Source organism: Kiritimatiellales bacterium, from assembly GCA_041656295.1.
Taxonomy (GTDB): Bacteria; Verrucomicrobiota; Kiritimatiellia; order Kiritimatiellales; family Tichowtungiaceae; genus Tichowtungia.
The window spans coordinates 24,808-44,816 of sequence record JBBADV010000016.1; the positions used below are offsets into that span (position 1 = coordinate 24,808).

Consider the following 20,009-nt stretch of genomic DNA (forward strand, 5'->3'; position numbering starts at 1 on the left):
ATTTTATTCCTCATCCTCATCTTCATTATCAAGATCGTCTTCATCATCGTCGAATTCATCTTCGTCGTCAAACTCGTCCTCGTCATCACCAAACTCGTCGTTGTCAGCGAATTCTTCGGGGGGATCGGTCAGATCTGACTGATCAGACAGATCTGACTGATCAGGTTTTTCAACTTCTTCGACCTCAATTTCTTCTTCCGCTTCATCTTCAAACAGCAGCGGGGTGGCATTTTCTTCTTCACGTTTTTCGAGCTCTTTTTCGATCGCCGGAATCTGCTTGGTTTTTGTTTTTGCCCCGGGTTCAATTTCAACGCGCTTTAATTCGTCCATGCCCGGCAGATCATCGAGGCTGCGCAATCCGAAATGTTCCAGAAAGCGCTGTGTGGTTCCGAACAGCCAGGGGCGCCCCGGCAGTTCGCTGCGCGCGACCACTCTGACAAGCTGCATTTCAACCAGATTCCGCAGGACCTGATCGACCGCCACGCCGCGTACAGATTCAATTTCAGAACGCAGTACCGGCTGGCGGTAGGCGATAATCGCCAGCGTTTCGAGCGCCGGCTTTGACAGTTTCGTCGTACGATCTTTATCCAGCAGCGTACGCACCCACGGGCCGCAGCTGATTTCGTTTTGCAAACGGTATCCGCCGGCGATTTCGGCAACGCAGAGTCCGGTGCCGCCGCGGTTGAGTTCGTCTTTCAGCGCTTCAACGGCTTCGTCGATCTCTTTCTCTTTAATCGCGCCGAATGGCTCATACGCACCGCCGTAGTGCGCGCCGGCATCCGTCAGTACTTTGCGGATCTCTTTGACCGTGAGCGGTTTTTTTGCGGCGAACAGCAGCGCGCCGATAATCTGCTTGAGTTCAGGAAGTATCTCTACACCGCTCATATCTGTATTTCCTCCGCCGGAGTCCCCTCTTCCATCCGCACCGGCGCCGGGTCTTCACCGCCCTCCGTCTGTTCGATAACAATTTCTTCAAAATGGCCGTCCTGCCGCGCGGTCAAGCGGTTCAGCTTGATCAGCTCCAGCACCGCCAGAAATGTACAGACGATCTCCTGCCGCGAGCGCATATTACGAAATATCCTGCCAAGCGTCAGCGGCTTCCCGTTTTTCGTCACTTCAAGAATATAGTCCACTTTTTCACTGATTGTAAACTGCTCGGCAAAAATTTCCTGCAATTCTTCCTTCGGCGCACGGTCGAGTGCTTTATTCAGCGCCGCAATCAGATCAAAAATGCTGACGTCCTGCATGCCGACGTCCGGCTGTGCGCCGAGTTCAACGTGTTCGCCTTCACGCAGAAAAACATTTTCCTGAATTTCTTCCAGATGTCCCAGAAAACCGGCGGCATCTTTAAATTTTTTATATTCGACCAGCTGCCGGACAAGATCCCAGCGCGGATCCTCTTCATCGTCCTCTTCCACCGGACCGCGCTCTTCGTCCGGCAGCAGCATCCGGCTTTTAATCACCATCAGCGTCGCCGCCATCACAATAAAGTCGCCGGCGATTTCGAGATTCAGAATTTTCATCAGCTCGAGATATTCCATGTACTGCGTGGTAATACGGTTGATGGGAATATCATAAATATCCAACTCTTCTTTTTTGATGAGATAAAGCAGCAGATCGAGCGGTCCTTCGAATACTTCGAGACTGACCTTATATTCCTCGTTCGGCAGTAATTCAGGCGTATGCATTTATTCCGGAATAATGAGCTGAAGTCCGTTGATTTTCAAGAAATGCCGATCGCGAGTAATCAGCGGCGATTTTTCGGCGCAGGCCGCCGCCGCAATCCAGATATCGTTCACCGGCAACGGCGTTCCGTTGCGGAGCAAATCGGCCCGCAGCAGCGCGTAATATTCCGCGACATAAGGAGACGTTGGAAGAATATCCACTGACCGCTGCGACAAAAACTGATCAAGCCGGCGACGGTTTTCCGCTTCCCGGCAGCCAAGAACAAACCCGAAAAGGAGTTCGCCTAAAACGACTACCGGAACGCGGATGGAATCAAATTCCGCCAGCAGATTTTTCGTGGAGAGTTCACCTCGAAATAAATCGCTCATTATATTTGTATCAACAACTGCGGATCTCACTCCCACATCTCCGGCTCAATCACCCGCGCGCTGTTGATTGCTTCTGTAACCTTGCGATACTCCTCATCATCCCATGTGCCGAAAATCGAACTGAAATCAATCTTACTTTTCTTCTCTGCCCCGTCCATATAACCTTTTTCGGCAACCGGCTCATTCAGCGTGTCCGGAACATCATCAATCGGCACCAGTTTCGCGATTTTTTTACCGGCGCGCTCAATAATGACATTTTCGCGGCGGATCGAAACCAGATTAAGAAGTTCACCCAGATTTTGACGGGCTTTGACTGCTGAAACTGTAATACTCACAATGCACCTCCAATGGACATAACCATATCAATTGACATGATCACGTCAACTATTCCAGTCCAACAGCTTTGCGTGCGGCTTTCAAAGTTTTATGTGCTTCAACGCGTGCTTTTGCCGCGCCTTTTTGCAAAACCTCTTCAACGTAATCCATGTTCTTCTCGAGCTCGGCGCGTCTGGCGCGCAGCGGTGTGAAATAGTCGTTAATCATCGCGAGCAGCTCTTTTTTCGCAGTGCCGTAGCCGAAACCGCCGGCGCGGTAACGCGCCGCCAGATTCGCCGCCTCGGCATCAGACGCAAACAGTTTATAGAGCGCAAACGCTGTGCACGCGTCCGGGTTTTTGGGATCTTCGAGCGGCGTGCAGTCCGTCACGATTTGCATCACGCGTTTTTTAAGCGCCGCCGGATCGCCGAAAATTTCCAGCGTATTACCGTAGGATTTTGACATTTTCTGTCCGTCGACGCCCGGAACCACCGCGACGGATTCACGAATGGACGGCTCCGGAATCTTAAATGTTTCGCCGAACTCGTTATTAAACTTCATTGCCAGATCGCGCGTGATTTCAACATGCTGTTTCTGGTCGCGCCCCACCGGTACAATGCCCGCCTGCACAATCAGAATGTCCGCCGCCATCAGCACCGGATAAGTGAACAGGCCGTGACTCGCCGCAAACCCCTTCGCCACTTTATCCTTATAGGAATGGGCGCGCTCCAGCAGCCCCATCGGACAGATGACCGACAGCAGCCAAGTTAATTCCTGAACTTCCGGCAGATCGCTCTGCCGGTAAAACGCCGTGCGCTCCGGATCAAGGCCGGCGGCGAGAAAGTCAAGCGCAACATCTTTTACCTGTTCGCGCAGCAGCGCTGCATTATGCACCGTTGTCAGCGCATGATAATCGGCAATGAACAAAAACGCCTCGCCCTCATTCTGCAGCTCCAGCGCCGGTTTCATCATGCCGAAATAGTTGCCGAGATGCAGTTTTCCTGACGGCTGAATTCCTGAAAGTATTCTCATTCCAAACTCTCCATTCCGGCACAAAAATCCCGCCGGACTTAAAACTTTTGAATCATAAAGGCTTGCGGCTTCAGTTCAACCAAAATAGTCATTGCGGCACAGCGCGAAACGAAATACTTACGGAAGATATACCGCCTAATGATTTTTTAACGTGTGCAGGAATGCTTCACGCAGCTCGGGAACAGAAAAACCGGCGGTGTCGATTTCGGTATAGCGCCGGCCGATGTGTTCCGGAGCATGGGCATCGGAAGATTGAATCACCGGCCAGCGCGCGGCAGTTTTTTTATCGATCATTTGCCGGTTTACCGCTTCAAGTGCGTCGTAAGGAAGTTCCGGCAGAAATCCGAGCACATTGAGCGCGCCGTACATTTCACGGTCGATATGCGCCGGAATACACAGCGCGCCGGCGGCGAGCGCCATGGGAATCAGATCAAAATATGAAATATCGGCGGCATAAACCAGCAGTTTATCGACGAATTCAATAATTTCCTCATCGACCGTGATCACCGGCTGCTCACCGAACCGCTCCGGGTCATTTTTAATTTCCGGTATGCGCGCGTAAATCATTTCACCGAATTCCACAGCCGGCGCGAGCTGATCAAACAGACACAATACATGCACCTCTTCTGCCGTCGTCACTTCGAGGCCGTAAAGACAGTGCATTCCGGCAGCAACACAAGCACGATGAAACGCCGGCAGATTGCGCGTGCAGTTATGATCCGTCAGCGCAATGCAATTCATGCCGGCACGCTGCGAGCGCGCCACGATTTCGCGCGGCGACATATCCAGCGACGCGCACGGCGACAGGCAGGAATGAATATGAAAATCAACGAACGCCTTCATTGATAAATCCTAAATTCGAATATCGAAATTCGAAACATTTTTTCTTTCGTGCTTCGTTATTCGTGCGTCGAATTTTACTCGCCGAGGCACTTGGCGAGTTGCACGGTGGTTTTGTACTGATTTTTAGACGAAACAAACAGCGCAATATTTTCTTTGGCGGCAGCTTCGCGAACGTCCTGTTCTACCCTACGTCCGCTGCAGAAAATAATGCCGGATGCACCGGTAAGCGCAGCGACGGCGACCGTGTTTTTATGCGCCTGGATTGTAATCAGAGCGGTACCCTCTTGCATATTTGCCATCACATCGCTGAGGAGATCGGAGGTGTAACCGCCGGTCAGTTCAATTGTGTCCGGCGCCGGCTGTAACAGTTCAAGACCGTCAAATTTCAGTTCATTTACTTTCATCAGAACTCTCCTCTTTCGGGGTTAAATAAACAACCGATTTAACCATCGTTCCCATGTCAATGCCGGACTGGATTTCGAACTCGTCAGACAGGCGTTTAGTGTTTGGCAGACCCATGCCGGCACCGAATCCCTGCGACCGGATCCAGTCGTTCGCGGTCGAAAACCCTTCTGTCATGGATTTTGCAATATCGGGGATGCCGGGACCGAAGTCGTTGGCAGTAATGCGTACGCGGTCACGGTCGATATACAGTGTGAGCGTGCCACCAAGCGAGTGTGCGATGATGTTGATCTCCAGTTCATAACACGCAACGGCGGCGCGGCGGATGATTTTCGGCGGGATATCGCGGGCGCGGAGCTGTTCACGCAGTTCGGCGGATGCCTTGCCGCCGGCGTCGAAGCCATAGCGCGTCAGCCGGTAAACGCGATAAAAAATACAATTATCAGATGACGCCGGCGGTGAAATCTGCCCGCTTTCCGTTTCCATCACAGTAAGCTGGCGCGACAGCTCCTGAATCAGTGCGACGTTGATATTGCGCAGCGTAAGCATGCCGACCAGTTCATTTTTGCGGTTGACTACCGGATAGCGCCGGTAGGGATATTTACTGAATGCCGACATGGCGAATGACAGCGGCTGATCCTCGCTGAGCGTCTGCACGCCGGTGGACATGTGATCGGCAACGGTGTCCTGCATCCAGTCTTGCTCATAGGCATCCATTACGTCGTGTACGGTCACAATGCCGACGACATACCGGTCGTCAACCACCGGCATACCGCTGATCGCATTGCTTTTCATAATCGTTTGCACATCGCGCATCGTACAGTGGCGCGTAACGGCAAACACTTTGCGCGTCATCACATCCCGGATTTTCAGATTCCCGGCGAGCTCTGCAATCCGCAGGGAAATATCCTCTTCCGGCTGAGGAATAGAGGGCGATGCATTCATTCAATTCCCATTACGCGTCCGGTACGGACGCTGGTTCTGAATTTTGTAAGCGGCGTAACAAACAGCGGTACGCCGAGTTTTTCGGCGGCGCGGCCGAGCGCCGGCGGAATCTGTTTGCGGTGGGCAACGATTACGCCGGCAGCACCGATCACTTCGGCGGCGCGCAGGATCTGATCGGAGAGCAGCGAGGTAATTATCAAGGGATCTTCGCCGTCATTCATCAGAATATCGCTGATCAAATCAGAGGCGAAAACATTTTTAAACGTGCGCCCTTCCCAATCTTCCGGCGCATATACAATTTCCGCCGGCAGCGCTTCAATCACAGATTTTAATGTTGTCGACACCTATTGTTCTCCCCTGTTTTCTTCCACAAACTGAATTTGATAAAAGATATTTTCAATCGCCTGCTCCACATTGATATTCTGAATCAGAAACGCATCAGAGCTTCGCAGCGGCACCGGCGCAAAATTAATCACGCCTTTAATACTGGTTTTTTTCAGCGAATCAACAATCGACTGCACAGATGATTCCGGCACCGTCAGCACCGCAACCTGAATCTGGTTTTCAATGATAAAATCTTTCATTTTACTGATGTGGAAAACCGGAATCGGCGCGGTTTCGTTAACCACCGCCGGATCGCTGTCAAAGCCCGCTTCCACGCGAATACGGACGCGCGGGAAGCCGTTATAATTCATCAGCGCCCTGCCCATTTTCCCGCAGCCGACAATGACAATTTTCTGCTTCCGGTCTTTGCCGAGAATCACATTCAGCTTTGTGATCAGCTCATCGATGCGGTAGCCGCCGCGTTTATTGCCGGAAAGCCCGAACAGTGAAAAATCCTTACGCACCAGGGACGAAGAAATTTCCAGTGCATCAGCCAGATTATCCGAAAATACACGGATAAATCCCATATCTTTCATTTTCTGCATCACACCGCGGTATTTTAATAGCCGCTCAATGACAGCCGGTTGAACTTTCATAATTTTGAATCTATCACAAAAAACCGCCGGCGCAAATCCGCAACCAAAAAACACAGCATAAATCAAACAGTTTACAAATTGCAGTTGATCTTCATGAATCTGATTTTTCCGGTTTTGCACCGGCAGGAAATCCTGTAACGTTTCCGGCGTTTATTCTGGGAGAGAGTTTGTGAGTGAAAAATCAGTCTTCAGTATAACGCCGCCCTTTAAAGATCCGGTGCGTGCCAAACTGTTCAGTATGACGCAGGGCGCGTTGGAAAAATTTCTGTATCTGGAGGAGATCAACCGCATTTATATGTGTGCGACAGAAGCCGGCAGAGAATCCGGCGATTTCCCGGGCAACGTGTTGAAAGCGGTGGACATCAGTTATGAGGTAAGCGATGCCGATCTGCAAAACATTCCGGCGACCGGCGGCGGCGTGGTGGTGGCAAATCATCCGTTCGGCGGCATTGAGGGAATTATTCTGCTGCATCTGCTGCGCCGGATTCGTCCGGATGTAAAAATAATTGCAAACTACCTGCTCGGCCGTATGCCGGAAATGAACGAATACAGCATTTATGTGGATCCGTTCGGCACACAGGCGGCAACGAAAAAAAATATCGCCGGCATGAAAGAAGTGATGCGCTGGGTGCAGGACGGACATCTGCTCGCTGTGTTCCCGGCGGGCGAAGTATCCCACATCGATTTACATAAACGCTCGGTCTGCGATCCGGCATGGAGTTCCACCATTGCGCGCATCATTCAGAAAACCGGCGCGCCGGTACTGCCGGTCTTTTTTCAGGGACGCAATGGAAATCTGTTCCAGGTGATGGGGCTGATTCATCCGCGCATCCGCACCGCCATGCTGCCGTATGAACTCGTGCGCAAACGCAGTACGGTTTTTAAAGTCAACATCGGACAGCTCATTCCGTGGAAACGGCTCGCCGAATTTGATACGGATGCACTCACCGATTATCTCCGCTTCCGTACGTACCTGCTGTGCAACCGGCAGTTAAAAGGCAAAACCAAAGTGAAGCCGAAACTTTTTGTGCGTAAACCGGCGAAACAAAAACCGGTGGTCGCGGCGGCAGACAGCGCGGCAGCGGAAGCGGAAGTGGCGGCGCTGCCGGCGGATCAGATTGTGATTGAAAACGACGAGTTTACGGTCTGTCTTGCCCCGGCAGAACAGATCCCAAATCTGCTGCACGAAATCGGGCGGCTGCGTGAAATCACCTTCCGTGCCGTCGGCGAAGGCACCGGACTGCCGACGGATTTAGATAAATTTGACCCCTATTATGCGCATCTGTTTTTATGGAACAAACAGAATAAAGAACTCGCCGGCGCCTATCGTCTGGCATTTACCGATACAGTTCTGCGCGACTACGGTGTCGCCGGATTGTATACTCACACGCTCTTTAACTACCGCGCCAAGCTGCTGGAAAAACTCGGACCGTCAATTGAACTTGGACGTTCATTTATTACACCGGATTATCAAAAAAGTTATTCGCCGTTATTGCTGCTTTGGAAGGGGCTCGCACAGGTGATCTGCCGGAATCCGGAATATAAAAGCCTGTTCGGTCCGGTGAGCATTAATAATGATTATCATTCCGCGTCGCGGCACCTGATGGCGGCATTTTTAAAAATGAATAATTTCCTGCCGGAACTGGCGGCGCTGGTAAAAGCACGCAATCCGTTCCGCTTTAAGCCGGTGAAAAATTTTGATCCGGAAACATTCAGTCAGGCGGTGACGGATGTCGACGAAGTTTCCGCGCTGATCGCCGATATTGAGACGGAACAGAAAGGCGTGCCGGTGCTGCTGCGGCAATATCTGAAACTCGGCGCAAAACTGCTCAGCTTTAATATTGATCCGAATTTCAGCGATGTGCTCGACGGATTGATGTGGGTTGATTTAACGGAAACCAGTCCGAAAATTTTAGACCGGTTCATGGGAAAAGAAGGCACCCGTGTGTTTTTGGAATATCACAACAGGAAGAGTTAACCGCGACTTGGACACGAATGTTTTAAAACCGCTAATTAAAATTTCATTTAAAAATATTCGTGTGAATTCGTGATTGGAAATAAAAATTTAAAAAGGAGAATCTAACTATGAGCAAAGTATTAATTATCGGTGCGGGCGGAGTCAGCGGCGTGGTGGTTCACAAGTGCGCGCAGAATTCAGATGTATTTAACGAAATTGTTTTGGCGAGCCGCACCAAAAGCAAATGCGATGCGATTGCGGCGCAAATCAGCATGCCGGTCAAAACCGCGCAGGTAGACGCCGATAATGTACCGGAACTGGTCGCACTGATTAAAAAAGAGCAGCCGGATCTCGTGCTGAACGTCGCACTGCCCTATCAGGACCTGCATATCATGGATGCCTGTTTAGAAACCGGCGTGGATTACCTCGACACGGCAAATTATGAACCGCTGGAAACCGCAAAGTTTGAATACAGCTGGCAGTGGGCGTATGACGAGCGTTTTAAAAACGCCGGAATTATGGCATTGCTCGGCTCCGGTTTTGATCCCGGCGTGACCAGCGTATTCTGTACCTGGATTCAAAAACACTGCCTCGATGAAATTCATGAAATTGACATCATCGACTGCAATGCCGGAAATCACGGACAGCCGTTTGCCACCAATTTTAATCCGGAAATCAATATTCGCGAAGTGACCGCAAAGGGCCGCTACTGGGAAAACGGCGCGTGGATTGAAACCGATCCGCTTTCGGTGAAACAGGAGTTCACCATGCCGGAAAACCTCGGTACGCTGAACATTTATCTGATGTACCACGAAGAGCTTGAGTCGCTTGCTAAACATATCCCGCATCTCAAGCGCGCGCGATTCTGGATGAGTTTTTCGGATAATTATCTGAAACATCTCGAGGTGCTCGAAAACGTCGGCATGACGCGCATCGACGAGGTGGAGTATAACGGGCAGAAAATTATTCCGCTCAAATTCCTCAAAGCCCTGCTGCCTGATCCGGCGAGCCTCGGCCCGCTGACTAAAGGCAAGACCTGCATCGGCTGCCGGTGCAAAGGAATTAAAGACGGTCAGGAAAAAACTATTTATGTCTACAATATTTGCGACCACGAAGAATGCTATAAAGAGGTGCGGTCGCAGGCGATTTCCTATACCACCGGCGTGCCGGCAATGATCGGCGCCAAACTCATGCTCACCGGAATATGGAAAGGCGCCGGCGTATTTAATATGGAGCAGTTCGATCCCGATCCGTTCATGGACGAACTCAACCGCTGCGGCCTGCCGTGGAAATGCGTGGAAGTATAAGTAAAACCGGTATAATTCGGCACGGAGCGTGTCGGCAGGAATTGGTGTCGCCGGTTTTATATTCTACTGCTGAATTAAAAATGAGTATTAGTGACAAGTTTTGTCAAAACCGTTATTGCACCGCAAAGGCATTTAAAAAATTGCGCAAGATATTGCTGCAGCAGTTTTTTTGTGTTTTAACCTTATTTGAAGGAGACTGAAGATGAGTAAACGTGTGATTATTGGAATTCAGATTGCAGAACGCGCAAAGCTGGCAGCGGAAGTCCAAACGGTGCTGACGGAATTCGGTTGCGATATCCGCACACGCCTCGGTTTGCACGGCGGTGAAAAAGGAAGCTGCCCGGCCGACGGTTTGATTCTGCTTGAACTCGTGTGCGATAAAAAAGCCGGTACGATCAAAGAAAAACTCGCGGCGATTCCCGGCGTGAATGTTCAAATGATGGTTTTTGAGTAGGTAGAACGCGCTCTCCGGGCGCATGATACCGGCTCACAGATCATGCTCCTGTTTTTACTTCCGCCGTTTTGCCTGCCAGGCGCACAGTTTGTCGTGAAAACAGATGAACCAGCGCTGCCGGCGAATCCAGGCGTCAAGCCGTTTTGACATGCGCATGAAGCAGAAAACTGCTGCGAGCAGAAACGGCGTCTGCGGAAAAAGCGGAATCGCGAGGCCGATGAGTCCGAGCAGCAGAAAAAAAAGTCCGGCAAGCAGCCACAGCCCGCGATGCAATGGATTGGAAATTGCCTTCATGTATTACGGGCAGCGGCCGGCAAAATTCAGCCCGAGCATTGGATCGAAACCGACCATGAGGTTCATATTCTGCAGTGCGTTGCCCGCCTGGCCTTTCATTAGATTGTCGATATGCGAAATAATCCGCAACCGGTTGGTACGAATGTCGACATCCACAATCAAATTACAAAAGTTAGTCCCGTTCACCTGTGCTGTGCCGATATTGGCCCGGTTGTCAAAAATACGCACAAACGGTTTGCCGGCATAAAACGACTTATAAATATCTATCACCTGCGCGGCGGTCATCGTTTCGTTCAGATCGGCATAAAGACAGGAGAGAATTCCGCGGCAGAGCGGCAGCACCTGCGTGGTCATCGTCACAGTGACGGCTTCACCGGCAAGCGCAGAAAGTTCCTGTTCGATTTCAACCATGTGCTGATGTCCGGCAAGCTTATAGGCATTGATCTGTTCATAGCGTGCCGGATAGTGAAACGCCGGCGACAGCTTTTTCCCGGCGCCGGAAACACCGGTTTTGCAGTCGCAGATTACACTGTTCCAATTGAAAATTTTTGCCGCTGCAGCCGGCGCAAGCCCGAGAATACAGCTCACCGCAAAGCAGCCGGGATTACCGGCAAGCTTCTGTTCCGCGCCGAACGAATGTAATTCTGGAAGTCCGTAGACTGTTTGCGACAGAAGCTCCGGCGCGGCATGTTGCGGGTTTTTCCCGATGAATGTGGCGTAAGCGTGATATTTTTCCGGTGTGGTAAAACGGAAATCGCCGCTATAGTCAACCACGTGCGCGCCTTTATCCAGCTCAGCGCCGGCAGTTTGCATGCCGACTCCATCCGGCGTGGAGAAGAAAACTGCGTCGTAGATTTCCTGCGCCCTGGGATCGTCCGGCGTCACAACAATGTCATCACAAAAACCGGTGAGGTGCGGGTACACATCACTGATCCTCATGCCGGTTTCCTGTGCAGCGACAAGACACCCGATTTTAAATTCCGGATGTTTTAACAGCAGTTCAATAATCCCGACGCCGCCATACCCCGTCGCTCCAACAACTTTTACACTCTTCATTTAAATCCTCACTGGGCACATGTTCAAAAATCAGATTAATATAGACCCTTGCAGTTTTGTGCCAAGCCTTAAAAATCAGAGGAGTGTGGTGAAAATCGGAGTGATTTCAGATACGCATGGACAGATCGATCTGGCGCTTTCCGCCGCGCGCGAATTTATTTTTCGCGGCGTTGACGCCGTTGTTCATTGCGGCGATATCGGCACCGGCGCGGTGCTGTTGGAAATGGCGGTACTGTTTAGTGCATTGGATATTCCGATCTATGCCGTTATCGGCAACTGCGATCTGCAGTCTGCCGCGTATGAAGTTGTGGAAACCGCCGGTGTAAAAATTCCCGGTCGTTTTGCCGACTTGAATTTTGCCGGACACCGCGTCGCCGTGCTGCATGGCGACGATGAACAGCGCTTTGAAACCACCGTGAATTCCGGCGACTATGATTATATCTTTTTTGGGCATTCCCATGCACGGCACGACGAAACTGCAGGAAAAACACGGTTGGTGAATCCCGGCAGCGCCGGGCGCGGCATGCATCCGTCCGGCGCCGTTGTCGATCTGGGATCAGGTGATGTTTCGTTTTTTACCATTCGGCGGTGAAGCATGCGCGCTTGATGATATTCGGTCGCCGGCTTTCCTCTGCGTATTTTTTGCGTATCTGCCTTTTCCTTGTTTTGCATTGTAAAGTTAAGTGTGGTTCAGTGTATTCGCGGTTAACCAATGAAAGAGAGTAATTATGGAAAATCCACCGGTCGCCTATGAAAATCTTAAATTTTTGAACAGTGACGCCTGCCGTTCAGCGCGCCTCGGGCTTGAGTATCTGCATCCCGAAATTGTAATGAATGAACACCGGATCAAATCAACGCTCGTTCTTTTCGGCAGTGCCCGCATTCCGGCGCCGGAACACGCCGGCAGCGCAGTGAACAAACATCTGGCAGAATTCACGCCGTATTATGAAGAGGCGCGCAAACTGGCGGAAATCATCAGCTGTGAATCGCAAACTGAACATGGATGCGAATTTGTCATCATCACCGGCGGCGGCGGCGGAATTATGGAAGCCGGCAACCGCGGCGCAAAAGATGCCGGTTGTAAATCGATTGCACTGAACATCACTCTGCCGCACGAACAGAAACCGAATCCGTATGTCACCGAAGATCTCTGTTTCCGCTTTCACTATTTCAATATGCGCAAAATGCACTTCATGCGCCGCGCGAAAGCCGTCTGCATTTTTCCGGGCGGTTTCGGAACACTCGATGAGCTGTTTGAGATGTTAACCCTGATTCAAACCGGAAAAATTCCGCCGATACCCGTCATTCTTTTTGGCACTGAATTCTGGAAAAAACTCATTGATTGGGACTGTCTGGTCGAAAGCGGACTCATCAGTCCTGAGGATGTCCGCATTTTTACTTTCTGCGAGGACGCCGAAGAGGCCTGCAAAATCATTAAAGATTTTTATGCATCAGAAGGCATCAGGCATTGAAGCGCACAGGTGCCGGCATCATGTTCGTCCGGTGCCTGAAACTATGAGCCCGGTGCCAGTGTCCATAATAAATAAATACTCATCGCAAGAGTAAGCGCAGTTTTAAAAAACAGCACAAACAGTTTTGCCCAGACAGTGCCCCAGGCAATATGCAGCGCCGGTGAATGCTGTTTCAACCGCACCCATTCCGTAAAAAACGCGCCGGCAAAGGAGCCGATTAAAATTCCGGCAATTGTTCCCAGCACCGGAAAAATGCCGCTGCCGATGAATGCGCCGGCAAGGCCGCCAATCATTGCAATAAAACCGGCAAGCGCGGAACCGGCACGTTTTTTAACGCCGAGATATCCGGCGATCGCTTCAAAAATTTCAGCAACAGCACAAAGCACCGTAAACAAGATTAGGATACCGGTGCCGGGAGCTCCGGTGCTCATATGCGCGATGACGCCGGCGGCGAGCACCAGCCATGTGCCGGAAAATGCAAGACTGGACATCAGCAGTCCGGTCATACAAAACATCACAGCGATAATAAATAATATGGTTTCCATGTGCCGGACTTCAGCATGCGTTTACTGTTTTTGCAAAATCATTTACCGGTAAAGATCGGCGGCAGTCTGTAAAAGCATACTTCCTGCTGCTCTTTTTGATTTGTGAACAGTGATATTATTTGCAGACGGTTCTTGCCCCGAAAATATCCGATCCAATGCGAATATAGGTGGCGCCCTCTTCGATGGCGATTTCAAAATCGTGCGACATCCCCATGGATAGCTCCGGCAGCGGTGTGCCGGTCTCATCCTGCAGACGGTCGCGCAGTGCGCGCAGCGCCGCGAAATGTGTGCGCGCTTTTTCGACATCGGGTGTGAACGGCGGAATAGTCATTAACCCGTGAACCTCAATCCGTGCACTTTGATTTGCGGCTTCAATCAGCGTCGCTGCTTCATCCGGCGCGCAACCGGATTTAGACCCTTCGCCGGAAACATTCACCTGGATTAAAACCGGCAGCGGCAGTGCGCTATACTCGTCGAGTGTTTGAATCAGTTTGACGGAATCAACGGAATGGATCATCCGGAAAATACCGGATGCAGCGATGCGCGCTTTGTTGCTCTGCAAATGGCCGATCAAATGCCAATGCAGATTCGGCGGACACATCGGAATTTTAAGCTGCGCCTCCTGCACTTTATTTTCACCGAATACAATCTGTCCGGCGGCGGCGGCCTCTATGACAGCGTCCGCCGGTTTTGTTTTTGAAACGGCGACGAGTTTAATTTCGCTCTGCGCGCGTCCGGCTTTTGCGCATGCCGCGACAATGCGCTGTTCAACTGCTTTTAAATTTTCGGAGATCATCTTTAACCACTAATCTGCACTAATTTTATTTTTAACCACAGAATACACTGAAAACACAGAATCCGTGTGTTCGATGTATTCCGTGATGAATATTTATGTTTTCGCAATAAGTTTTATCACCAGCATTTCGAGGATCATTTCCTGAGGCACGCCGCTGGAGAAGAGTTGTTCGTGTGTTTCCAGCAGATATTTCTGCCTTACACGTAATTCATCCGCCGTAAAATTTTTTGCCTGTTTGCCCAGTTTGGATGTACGGAACCAGTGCGTATCGCGCGGGTCAGACGGAAACTGTGCGAACATGCGTTCCATTTCAGGGTCGTTCGACCACTGCACGGACGCCGCGCCAAATCCGCTGCCGATTTTCAGCCAGCCCTGATCAATATAGGCGCGATATTGCATCATATTCTGAAACTGTCCTTCCACGGCGAACATGATAGCCACCGGCGCTTCATTTTGAAAAATCAACTGCCGCAAAATGCGGAGGGCTTCATCGAGCCGGCGTTCACCGAGTGCATCAGTAAAATCCCAGCCGACCGCTTCGGCAGAGGATGAAGTAATCGCTTGTACATCCTCTGCGGTAATTTCCTTGCGATCGCCGATATAGAGCTCCAGCTTTTCCGCTTCCATCGCGAGCTGACGCGTGTCCATACCGACTTTGTCCAAAAACAGATCGAGCGCGTCTTCAGGAATCCGGCAATTTACATCCGTAAACATTTTTTTAGCGCGCTCACGGATCAGCGGACGTTTTTTGTAATTCTGTTCCGGTAGATCATAGACTTCAACTTTGCCGGCGGCCTCGCAAATTTTATAAAATGCCGACCGCCGGTCGATGCCCGGCGCAGAAATAATGAGATGATGTCCGTCCGGCAGCCCCTTTTGAATATCGCCCGCCAGCGTGTTGAGCAGATTCTTGACGGCATCATTTTTGCTGATAATTTTATCTTTGAAAATTGTAACATTGCACAGCCAGACGGTTTTCTGTCCGCCGAACAGTCCGGCCGTGCGAATGGCACCGATGCATGTTTTTAACGCCGCGATCGCGTCGTCAATCGTCTTGACATCGCCGTTCACTGTTTCAAGTCCGAGCACCTGCTCACTTGCGGGACAAAGCGCCTCGACAGCCGTACGCGCATTCACGCTCACCAGATATTCATCTGCTCCAACGATCAGTTTTACAGCCACGGCAACATTCCTTCATTGCTTTATTCCGCCATTTTAATCATAAAATACATACATGAGCAACACACACGACGATGGAATGACGCGTCCGCTCTGGGCGCCGTGGCGCATCGACTATATTCGCGGCGCAAAAACCGGCGGCTGTTTTCTCTGCCGCTATTTTTCCGAAACAAACGACCGTGAAAATTTAGTTCTATATCGCGGAAAATTCTGCGCTGTAGTCATGAACCGCTTCCCATACAGTAGCGGCCACCTGCTCGTTACCCCGTTGCGGCACACCGCCACGCCGGAAGATTTTTCCGGCAATGAGGCGGCGGAAATGCATCAGCTCATCGTAAAATCATTGCAGGTGCTGCGTGAAACAATGGCTCCGGAAGGATTCAACATCGGATTCAATCTCGGACAGGCCGCCGGCGCCGGACTGCGCGATCATGTGCATCAGCACATCGTCCCGCGCTGGAACGGCGATACAAATTTTATTCCTGTGCTCGGCGGTCCGCGCGTCATTCCCGAAGCCCTGCTCGCAACTTACGATCTGCTCGCCGGAAAATTTTAACAGCGAAATATAGTATTTTAAAATAACATTGTCAGACTCTTGATCTTTGTGGCATCGCGCGCTCATCAAAGCCTATACGATGGATTTGCGGGAACGGATCGCGGCCTTTGTCAAAAACGGCGGATCGAAAGTTGAGGCAGCTAAACGGTTTCATGTCGGGCGGCGCACCGTCTATCGGTACCTCCAATGCCGCCGGAACGCTCGAGCCCAGGCAGAACTGGGGACATTGGCGTACGCTTGATCCGGACGCGCTCCGGCATGAGGTGGAAAAGGATCCCGACGCCACGCTCGAGGAGTCCGGAGAACGCCTTGGGGTCCATTTCACGACCGTCTGGCACGGACTGAAAAGGCAGAACCTCACATTAAAAATCGGGCGCTACCTCGAACGGGATGAGGTGCAACGCTGACTGTTCCAGCGGGAACTCGACCGTCTGAGAGACCGTCCGGTGTACTTTCTCGACGAAAGCGGCATGGACCACTGCCTGTACCGGCCCTGCGCCCGTTCACCGCAGGGCCAGCCGGTCTATACGGATGTTGCTAGAGGGCAGCGTGGACGAACCAGTATCATCTCCGCATCCCGCAACGGACGCCTGGTGAGTCCGATGACCTTTGAAAGACATTATAACAGTGCCGTAGTGGATGCCTGCTTTTCAGATGTCCTGTTGCCTTCCATTCCCCCAGGCAGTGCCATCGTTCTGGACAATGCAAGCTTCTATGCAGGCTCTCCACACAGGCGCTCGTGGAAGCCGGTGGTTGTACGTTGATGTTCCTGCCTCCATACCTCCTCCCGACTTAAATCCGTTCGAGCATCTCTGGGCCTCAAGATATCAATCTGTAAAGGGCTCAAAGACACGGAGGACAAGGTTAACTACATTACAGAAATGTGTCTGTGTTATTGCTAAAGATTATATCATTGGAAAATTTTATCATTTTGGTACACAACTTATTCCGCAACCGAAGTAAAAACGGTTGTCATACCTTAACTCATAAAGATTTCAATACTTCGGCATATTCCAACAAACCGGCGGGATCGTTCATTTCATCCGTATCGTTTTTCAAATCGTAAAGTCTGGCCGAGTAGTGCCCTTGTATAAAAATTGCAAACATCGTACTCATTCCTTTATTTTGGCGTTATCGAAGTTTCATTGTGCGAAACAAAAATGCGGTGGCGTTGACCGTGCCACTCAACAGAAAATTCAATACTCTTCCAGTGCGACGGCAGCGACGGTTTCAGTGTAATTCCGCTTTCGTCCGCATTCAGTCCTGCAAAGCCGAACACTGCACTCATCCATGCGCCGCCGTTTGCCGCCGGATGTGTTCCGCCAATATACTGCGGACCGATGTACCGTTTCGACTGTCCCGTCAAATCCACCGTCGCCGTTTTCATGAAATAGTTATACGCCCAGTCCGGTCTGCCGATTTCTGCCGCGACCATTGCGTACATGCACGCACTCAGACTTGATCCGTGCTCTGTGCGCGGCTCATAATATTCCCAGTTCGCCTGTTTGATTCCTGGTGAATATTCGTTACGGAATAGATAGAGCATCTGAATTACGTCAGCCTGTTTCAAAATCTGTGTGGCAACGGCAGGGCCGTTACCGCCACCGAGATATTCTGTCGGGTCAAGCATGCGCGCTTTCACCTCGCTGAGCGTTATGTCTTCTAATTTTTTATAGTTATCAAACTGAGGAATAATTCCGGCGGCATCCGGCGCCGGAATATAAAGTTTTTCAGCAAAGTCACGCCAGTTATCAAGCTCTGCTGAAAATTCTATTTTCTCATCCAGCGCCGCGAAAAATTCCGGTGCGCGTTCTTCTAGCATCTCCAGCATGGCAAGAGTCGATTCCATCGTGTGTTTCGCCATCCGGTTGGTGAACGCGTTATTGTTCACACGCTCGTGATATTCATCCGGACCGACGACATCAAGCAGCTCATAACGCGATTTATCTTTTTTATAATATGCATATGAAAAGAAGAAACGCGCACATTCAATCATCAACTCCGCCGCACCGGCGGTGAAAATTGAAAAATCGCCGGTTTGTTTAAAATACTGATCCACCGCGTAAACCATATCGGCGCTGACGTGAATCTGTTTGTCACGAAAATAGGTACGCATCGGACGGCCAGTAAAAACGTCGGTGACGTTAAAATATGAGCATGCATCGTCGCCGGTTTCCTGACTTTCCCATGCGAAAAATGCGCCACGAAATCCAAGCTCTGCTGCTTTACGGCGCGCGCCGTCAAGTGTATGACAACGGTATAAAATCAGATTACGTGCCACTGCCGGATCGATCAGCGAAAATACCGGTGTCATGAACATTTCCGTGTCCCAAAAAACCGCGCCTTTGTATACTTGTCCAGAGAGACCGCGCGCCGGAATTGAAAGACGGTCTGAATGGCGCGGCGCGACAAGTAACAGTTGATACAAACTGTACCGCAGTGCGAATTGCGCTTCGTCATCACCGGAAATTTTAACATCACAGCGCTTCCACAGTGTTTCCCATTGCGCGGCATGTGCAGCTTTCAGCCGCTCATAGCCCGCCTCTTTTGCTCGACGGCTGTTCGCGCGTGCTGTTTCCAGCGGGTTGTCGCAATCCAGTGAAGTATAAATCGAAATATATTTATTAAACGCGTTCTTTCCGATCCACTCTGTTTCAGTGCAGACTGCAATCAGAACCCCCTGCTCGCCGGTTTTCACCAGAACATGATTTTCAGATTGCTCAACGCACTGAAAATGCGGACCGTTGATATCCCATACATCTGAGTTGATCGATGTTTTGACCGGCATCGTGGATCTATATCTCAAGCAAATCAGATGGATATCATCCATTGAGACAAACCGCTCTGCTTCCACGTTACCGTTTTCATATTCGGTCTTGCGCGACAGGATGCCATGGCGAATATTAAGCGACTGTTCGTGCGCAAGAATATTTCCGGCGTTTCCCACCGTTGTAAACAACCCGTTCGGCGCATTCACCGGTTCACGCCATTTCCCGGGAACCTGATCATATACGCCGTTTAGAATGCACGCGGTCAGTTCTTCTTTCGTGTGTTCTTCCAGTGTGCCGCGATAACCCATATAGCCGTTGCCGAGCATGAAACGGCTGCCGTTCAGCCTAATCTCTTCCAGAGAATATCCTTCTGTTTTATAAACCCACATTATATCCTCAGTTAAAAAATTCATACACATCCGCCAGGGAAAAACATGTCATGTCACGGTAAACCACGTCCGCATTTGTCAGAATTTTTTCATCGCCGATCCCCATTGTGCGCATTCCCGCTGTTTGCGCCGCTTCAATTCCGGCAAACGCATCTTCAATTACTAAACACTCTTCTGGCGCCAGTCCGAAGCGGGTCTGTGCCAATATAAAAATTTCAGGGTCGGGCTTCGGCTTTGTCACGTCCGCTCCGCCGAACACCGCATCGAAATAATCATTCAACTCAAGCAGATCGATTATCATTCCGGCGCTTTTACTGGCGGAACAAACTGCACATCGAATCCCGGCGGCGTTCAGCTCATTTAAAAAATCCAGTACACCCGGCAGAATTTCCGACGGAGTCAGCTGTTTTACCATCGCGACATAACGGCTGTTTTTTTCATCCGCAAACGCTTCTTTTTTGATACCGGAATATTTTTTCTCCGCGCGCTCCAGAATAATTTCCAGCGACGCCATCCGGCTGACGCCTTTCAGCCGTTCATTGATGTCTTCGTCAAAATAGATTCCAAGTTTATCTGCCAGCTCTTTCCACGCGATATAATGATATTTTGCCGTGTTAACAATTACGCCATCCAAATCAAACAAAACGGCCTTAAGACTCACG

General features: G+C 50.7%; 25 protein-coding genes. 7 read left to right on the plus strand and 18 right to left on the minus strand.

From position 1 onward, the window contains the following. Positions 1-3: 3 nt before the first annotated feature. From scpB to WC959_09915, 10 genes are all read right to left on the minus strand, one after another. Positions 4-885, minus strand: coding sequence for an SMC-Scp complex subunit ScpB (scpB, locus tag WC959_09870; protein ID MFA5689435.1), 882 nt, complete (start codon positions 883-885; stop codon positions 4-6). Beyond that, positions 882-1,688, minus strand: coding sequence for a segregation/condensation protein A (locus WC959_09875; GenBank protein MFA5689436.1), 807 nt, complete (start codon positions 1,686-1,688; stop codon positions 882-884). Before WC959_09875 ends, scpB begins: the two co-directional genes overlap by 4 nt. Further along, positions 1,689-2,084 (minus strand): type II toxin-antitoxin system VapC family toxin, encoded by a 396-nt coding sequence (locus WC959_09880; protein MFA5689437.1) that lies wholly within the window; start codon positions 2,082-2,084, stop codon positions 1,689-1,691. Then, entirely contained in the window at positions 2,081-2,389 is a 309-nt protein-coding gene (locus WC959_09885; protein ID MFA5689438.1) for a type II toxin-antitoxin system Phd/YefM family antitoxin, read from the minus strand. The genes WC959_09880 and WC959_09885 overlap by 4 nt, the downstream gene beginning before the upstream one ends. 49 nt (positions 2,390-2,438) lie before the next feature. Continuing rightward, entirely contained in the window at positions 2,439-3,401 is a 963-nt protein-coding gene (gene trpS, locus WC959_09890; protein MFA5689439.1) for a tryptophan--tRNA ligase, read from the minus strand. A gap of 135 nt (positions 3,402-3,536) precedes the next feature. After that, positions 3,537-4,244, minus strand: coding sequence for a PHP domain-containing protein (locus tag WC959_09895; GenBank protein ID MFA5689440.1), 708 nt, complete (start codon positions 4,242-4,244; stop codon positions 3,537-3,539). A gap of 74 nt (positions 4,245-4,318) precedes the next feature. After that, positions 4,319-4,648, minus strand: a complete 330-nt coding sequence (locus tag WC959_09900; GenBank protein ID MFA5689441.1) for a DRTGG domain-containing protein — start codon at positions 4,646-4,648, stop codon at positions 4,319-4,321. After that, on the minus strand, positions 4,635-5,591 hold the full coding sequence (locus WC959_09905; GenBank protein MFA5689442.1) for a CBS domain-containing protein: 957 nt from the start codon (positions 5,589-5,591) through the stop codon (positions 4,635-4,637). The genes WC959_09900 and WC959_09905 overlap by 14 nt, the downstream gene beginning before the upstream one ends. Then, on the minus strand, positions 5,588-5,935 hold the full coding sequence (locus WC959_09910; protein MFA5689443.1) for a hypothetical protein: 348 nt from the start codon (positions 5,933-5,935) through the stop codon (positions 5,588-5,590). The genes WC959_09905 and WC959_09910 overlap by 4 nt, the downstream gene beginning before the upstream one ends. After that, a complete protein-coding gene (locus tag WC959_09915; protein MFA5689444.1) occupies positions 5,936-6,571 on the minus strand; it encodes a redox-sensing transcriptional repressor Rex in 636 nt (211 codons plus the stop codon). Positions 6,572-6,740: 169 nt separating this feature from the next. Between WC959_09915 and WC959_09920 the strand changes: the two genes are divergently transcribed. The 3 genes from WC959_09920 (at position 6,741) to WC959_09930 (ending at position 10,289) form a co-directional block, all read left to right on the plus strand. After that, positions 6,741-8,549, plus strand: a complete 1,809-nt coding sequence (locus tag WC959_09920; GenBank protein MFA5689445.1) for a lysophospholipid acyltransferase family protein — start codon at positions 6,741-6,743, stop codon at positions 8,547-8,549. A gap of 107 nt (positions 8,550-8,656) precedes the next feature. Beyond that, on the plus strand, positions 8,657-9,835 hold the full coding sequence (locus WC959_09925; GenBank protein MFA5689446.1) for a saccharopine dehydrogenase family protein: 1,179 nt from the start codon (positions 8,657-8,659) through the stop codon (positions 9,833-9,835). Positions 9,836-10,037: 202 nt separating this feature from the next. Beyond that, positions 10,038-10,289, plus strand: coding sequence for a hypothetical protein (locus WC959_09930; GenBank protein ID MFA5689447.1), 252 nt, complete (start codon positions 10,038-10,040; stop codon positions 10,287-10,289). Positions 10,290-10,343: 54 nt separating this feature from the next. On the opposite strand, the gene WC959_09935 is transcribed toward WC959_09930, so the two are convergent. Both WC959_09935 and argC read right to left on the minus strand, forming a co-directional pair. Then, complete coding sequence (locus tag WC959_09935; protein ID MFA5689448.1) at positions 10,344-10,583, minus strand: DUF454 family protein; 240 nt, start codon at positions 10,581-10,583, stop codon at positions 10,344-10,346. 3 nt (positions 10,584-10,586) lie between these two features. After that, complete coding sequence (argC, locus tag WC959_09940) at positions 10,587-11,639, minus strand: N-acetyl-gamma-glutamyl-phosphate reductase (protein MFA5689449.1); 1,053 nt, start codon at positions 11,637-11,639, stop codon at positions 10,587-10,589. An 85-nt stretch (positions 11,640-11,724) separates the two neighbouring features. Between argC and WC959_09945 the strand changes: the two genes are divergently transcribed. Together WC959_09945 and WC959_09950 are read left to right on the plus strand one after the other, a co-directional pair. Beyond that, positions 11,725-12,231 carry a YfcE family phosphodiesterase gene (locus WC959_09945; protein MFA5689450.1) on the plus strand — a complete coding sequence of 169 codons (507 nt, stop codon included), beginning with the start codon at positions 11,725-11,727 and terminating at the stop codon, positions 12,229-12,231. Between the two features lie 136 nt (positions 12,232-12,367). After that, on the plus strand, positions 12,368-13,111 hold the full coding sequence (locus WC959_09950) for an LOG family protein (protein ID MFA5689451.1): 744 nt from the start codon (positions 12,368-12,370) through the stop codon (positions 13,109-13,111). 41 nt (positions 13,112-13,152) lie between these two features. Here the strand turns inward: WC959_09950 and WC959_09955 are convergent, their stop codons facing one another. The 3 genes from WC959_09955 to holA form a co-directional block, all read right to left on the minus strand. Further along, a complete protein-coding gene (locus tag WC959_09955) occupies positions 13,153-13,656 on the minus strand; it encodes a DUF456 domain-containing protein (protein MFA5689452.1) in 504 nt (167 codons plus the stop codon). Positions 13,657-13,771: 115 nt separating this feature from the next. After that, entirely contained in the window at positions 13,772-14,452 is a 681-nt protein-coding gene (locus WC959_09960; protein MFA5689453.1) for a YggS family pyridoxal phosphate-dependent enzyme, read from the minus strand. 93 nt (positions 14,453-14,545) lie between these two features. Beyond that, a complete protein-coding gene (holA, locus tag WC959_09965; GenBank protein ID MFA5689454.1) occupies positions 14,546-15,634 on the minus strand; it encodes a DNA polymerase III subunit delta in 1,089 nt (362 codons plus the stop codon). A 52-nt stretch (positions 15,635-15,686) separates the two neighbouring features. On the opposite strand from holA, the gene WC959_09970 reads away from it, so the two are divergent. Further along, positions 15,687-16,187 (plus strand): HIT domain-containing protein, encoded by a 501-nt coding sequence (locus WC959_09970; GenBank protein MFA5689455.1) that lies wholly within the window; start codon positions 15,687-15,689, stop codon positions 16,185-16,187. A 107-nt stretch (positions 16,188-16,294) separates the two neighbouring features. Further along, positions 16,295-16,594 (plus strand): IS630 transposase-related protein, encoded by a 300-nt coding sequence (locus WC959_09975; protein MFA5689456.1) that lies wholly within the window; start codon positions 16,295-16,297, stop codon positions 16,592-16,594. Positions 16,595-17,171: 577 nt separating this feature from the next. On the opposite strand, the gene WC959_09980 is transcribed toward WC959_09975, so the two are convergent. The 3 genes from WC959_09980 to pgmB are packed head-to-tail and all read right to left on the minus strand — an operon-like array spanning position 17,172 to position 20,008. Continuing rightward, positions 17,172-17,294 (minus strand): hypothetical protein, encoded by a 123-nt coding sequence (locus WC959_09980; protein ID MFA5689457.1) that lies wholly within the window; start codon positions 17,292-17,294, stop codon positions 17,172-17,174. A gap of 13 nt (positions 17,295-17,307) precedes the next feature. Continuing rightward, positions 17,308-19,371: a glycosyl hydrolase family 65 protein gene (locus WC959_09985; GenBank protein ID MFA5689458.1), complete on the minus strand. Its 2,064-nt coding sequence runs from the start codon at positions 19,369-19,371 to the stop codon at positions 17,308-17,310. Beyond that, the gene (gene pgmB / locus WC959_09990; protein MFA5689459.1) at positions 19,355-20,008 is read right to left on the minus strand and encodes a beta-phosphoglucomutase; all 654 of its coding nucleotides are present in this window, start codon (positions 20,006-20,008) and stop codon (positions 19,355-19,357) included. The genes WC959_09985 and pgmB overlap by 17 nt, the downstream gene beginning before the upstream one ends. Position 20,009 lies beyond the last annotated feature (1 nt).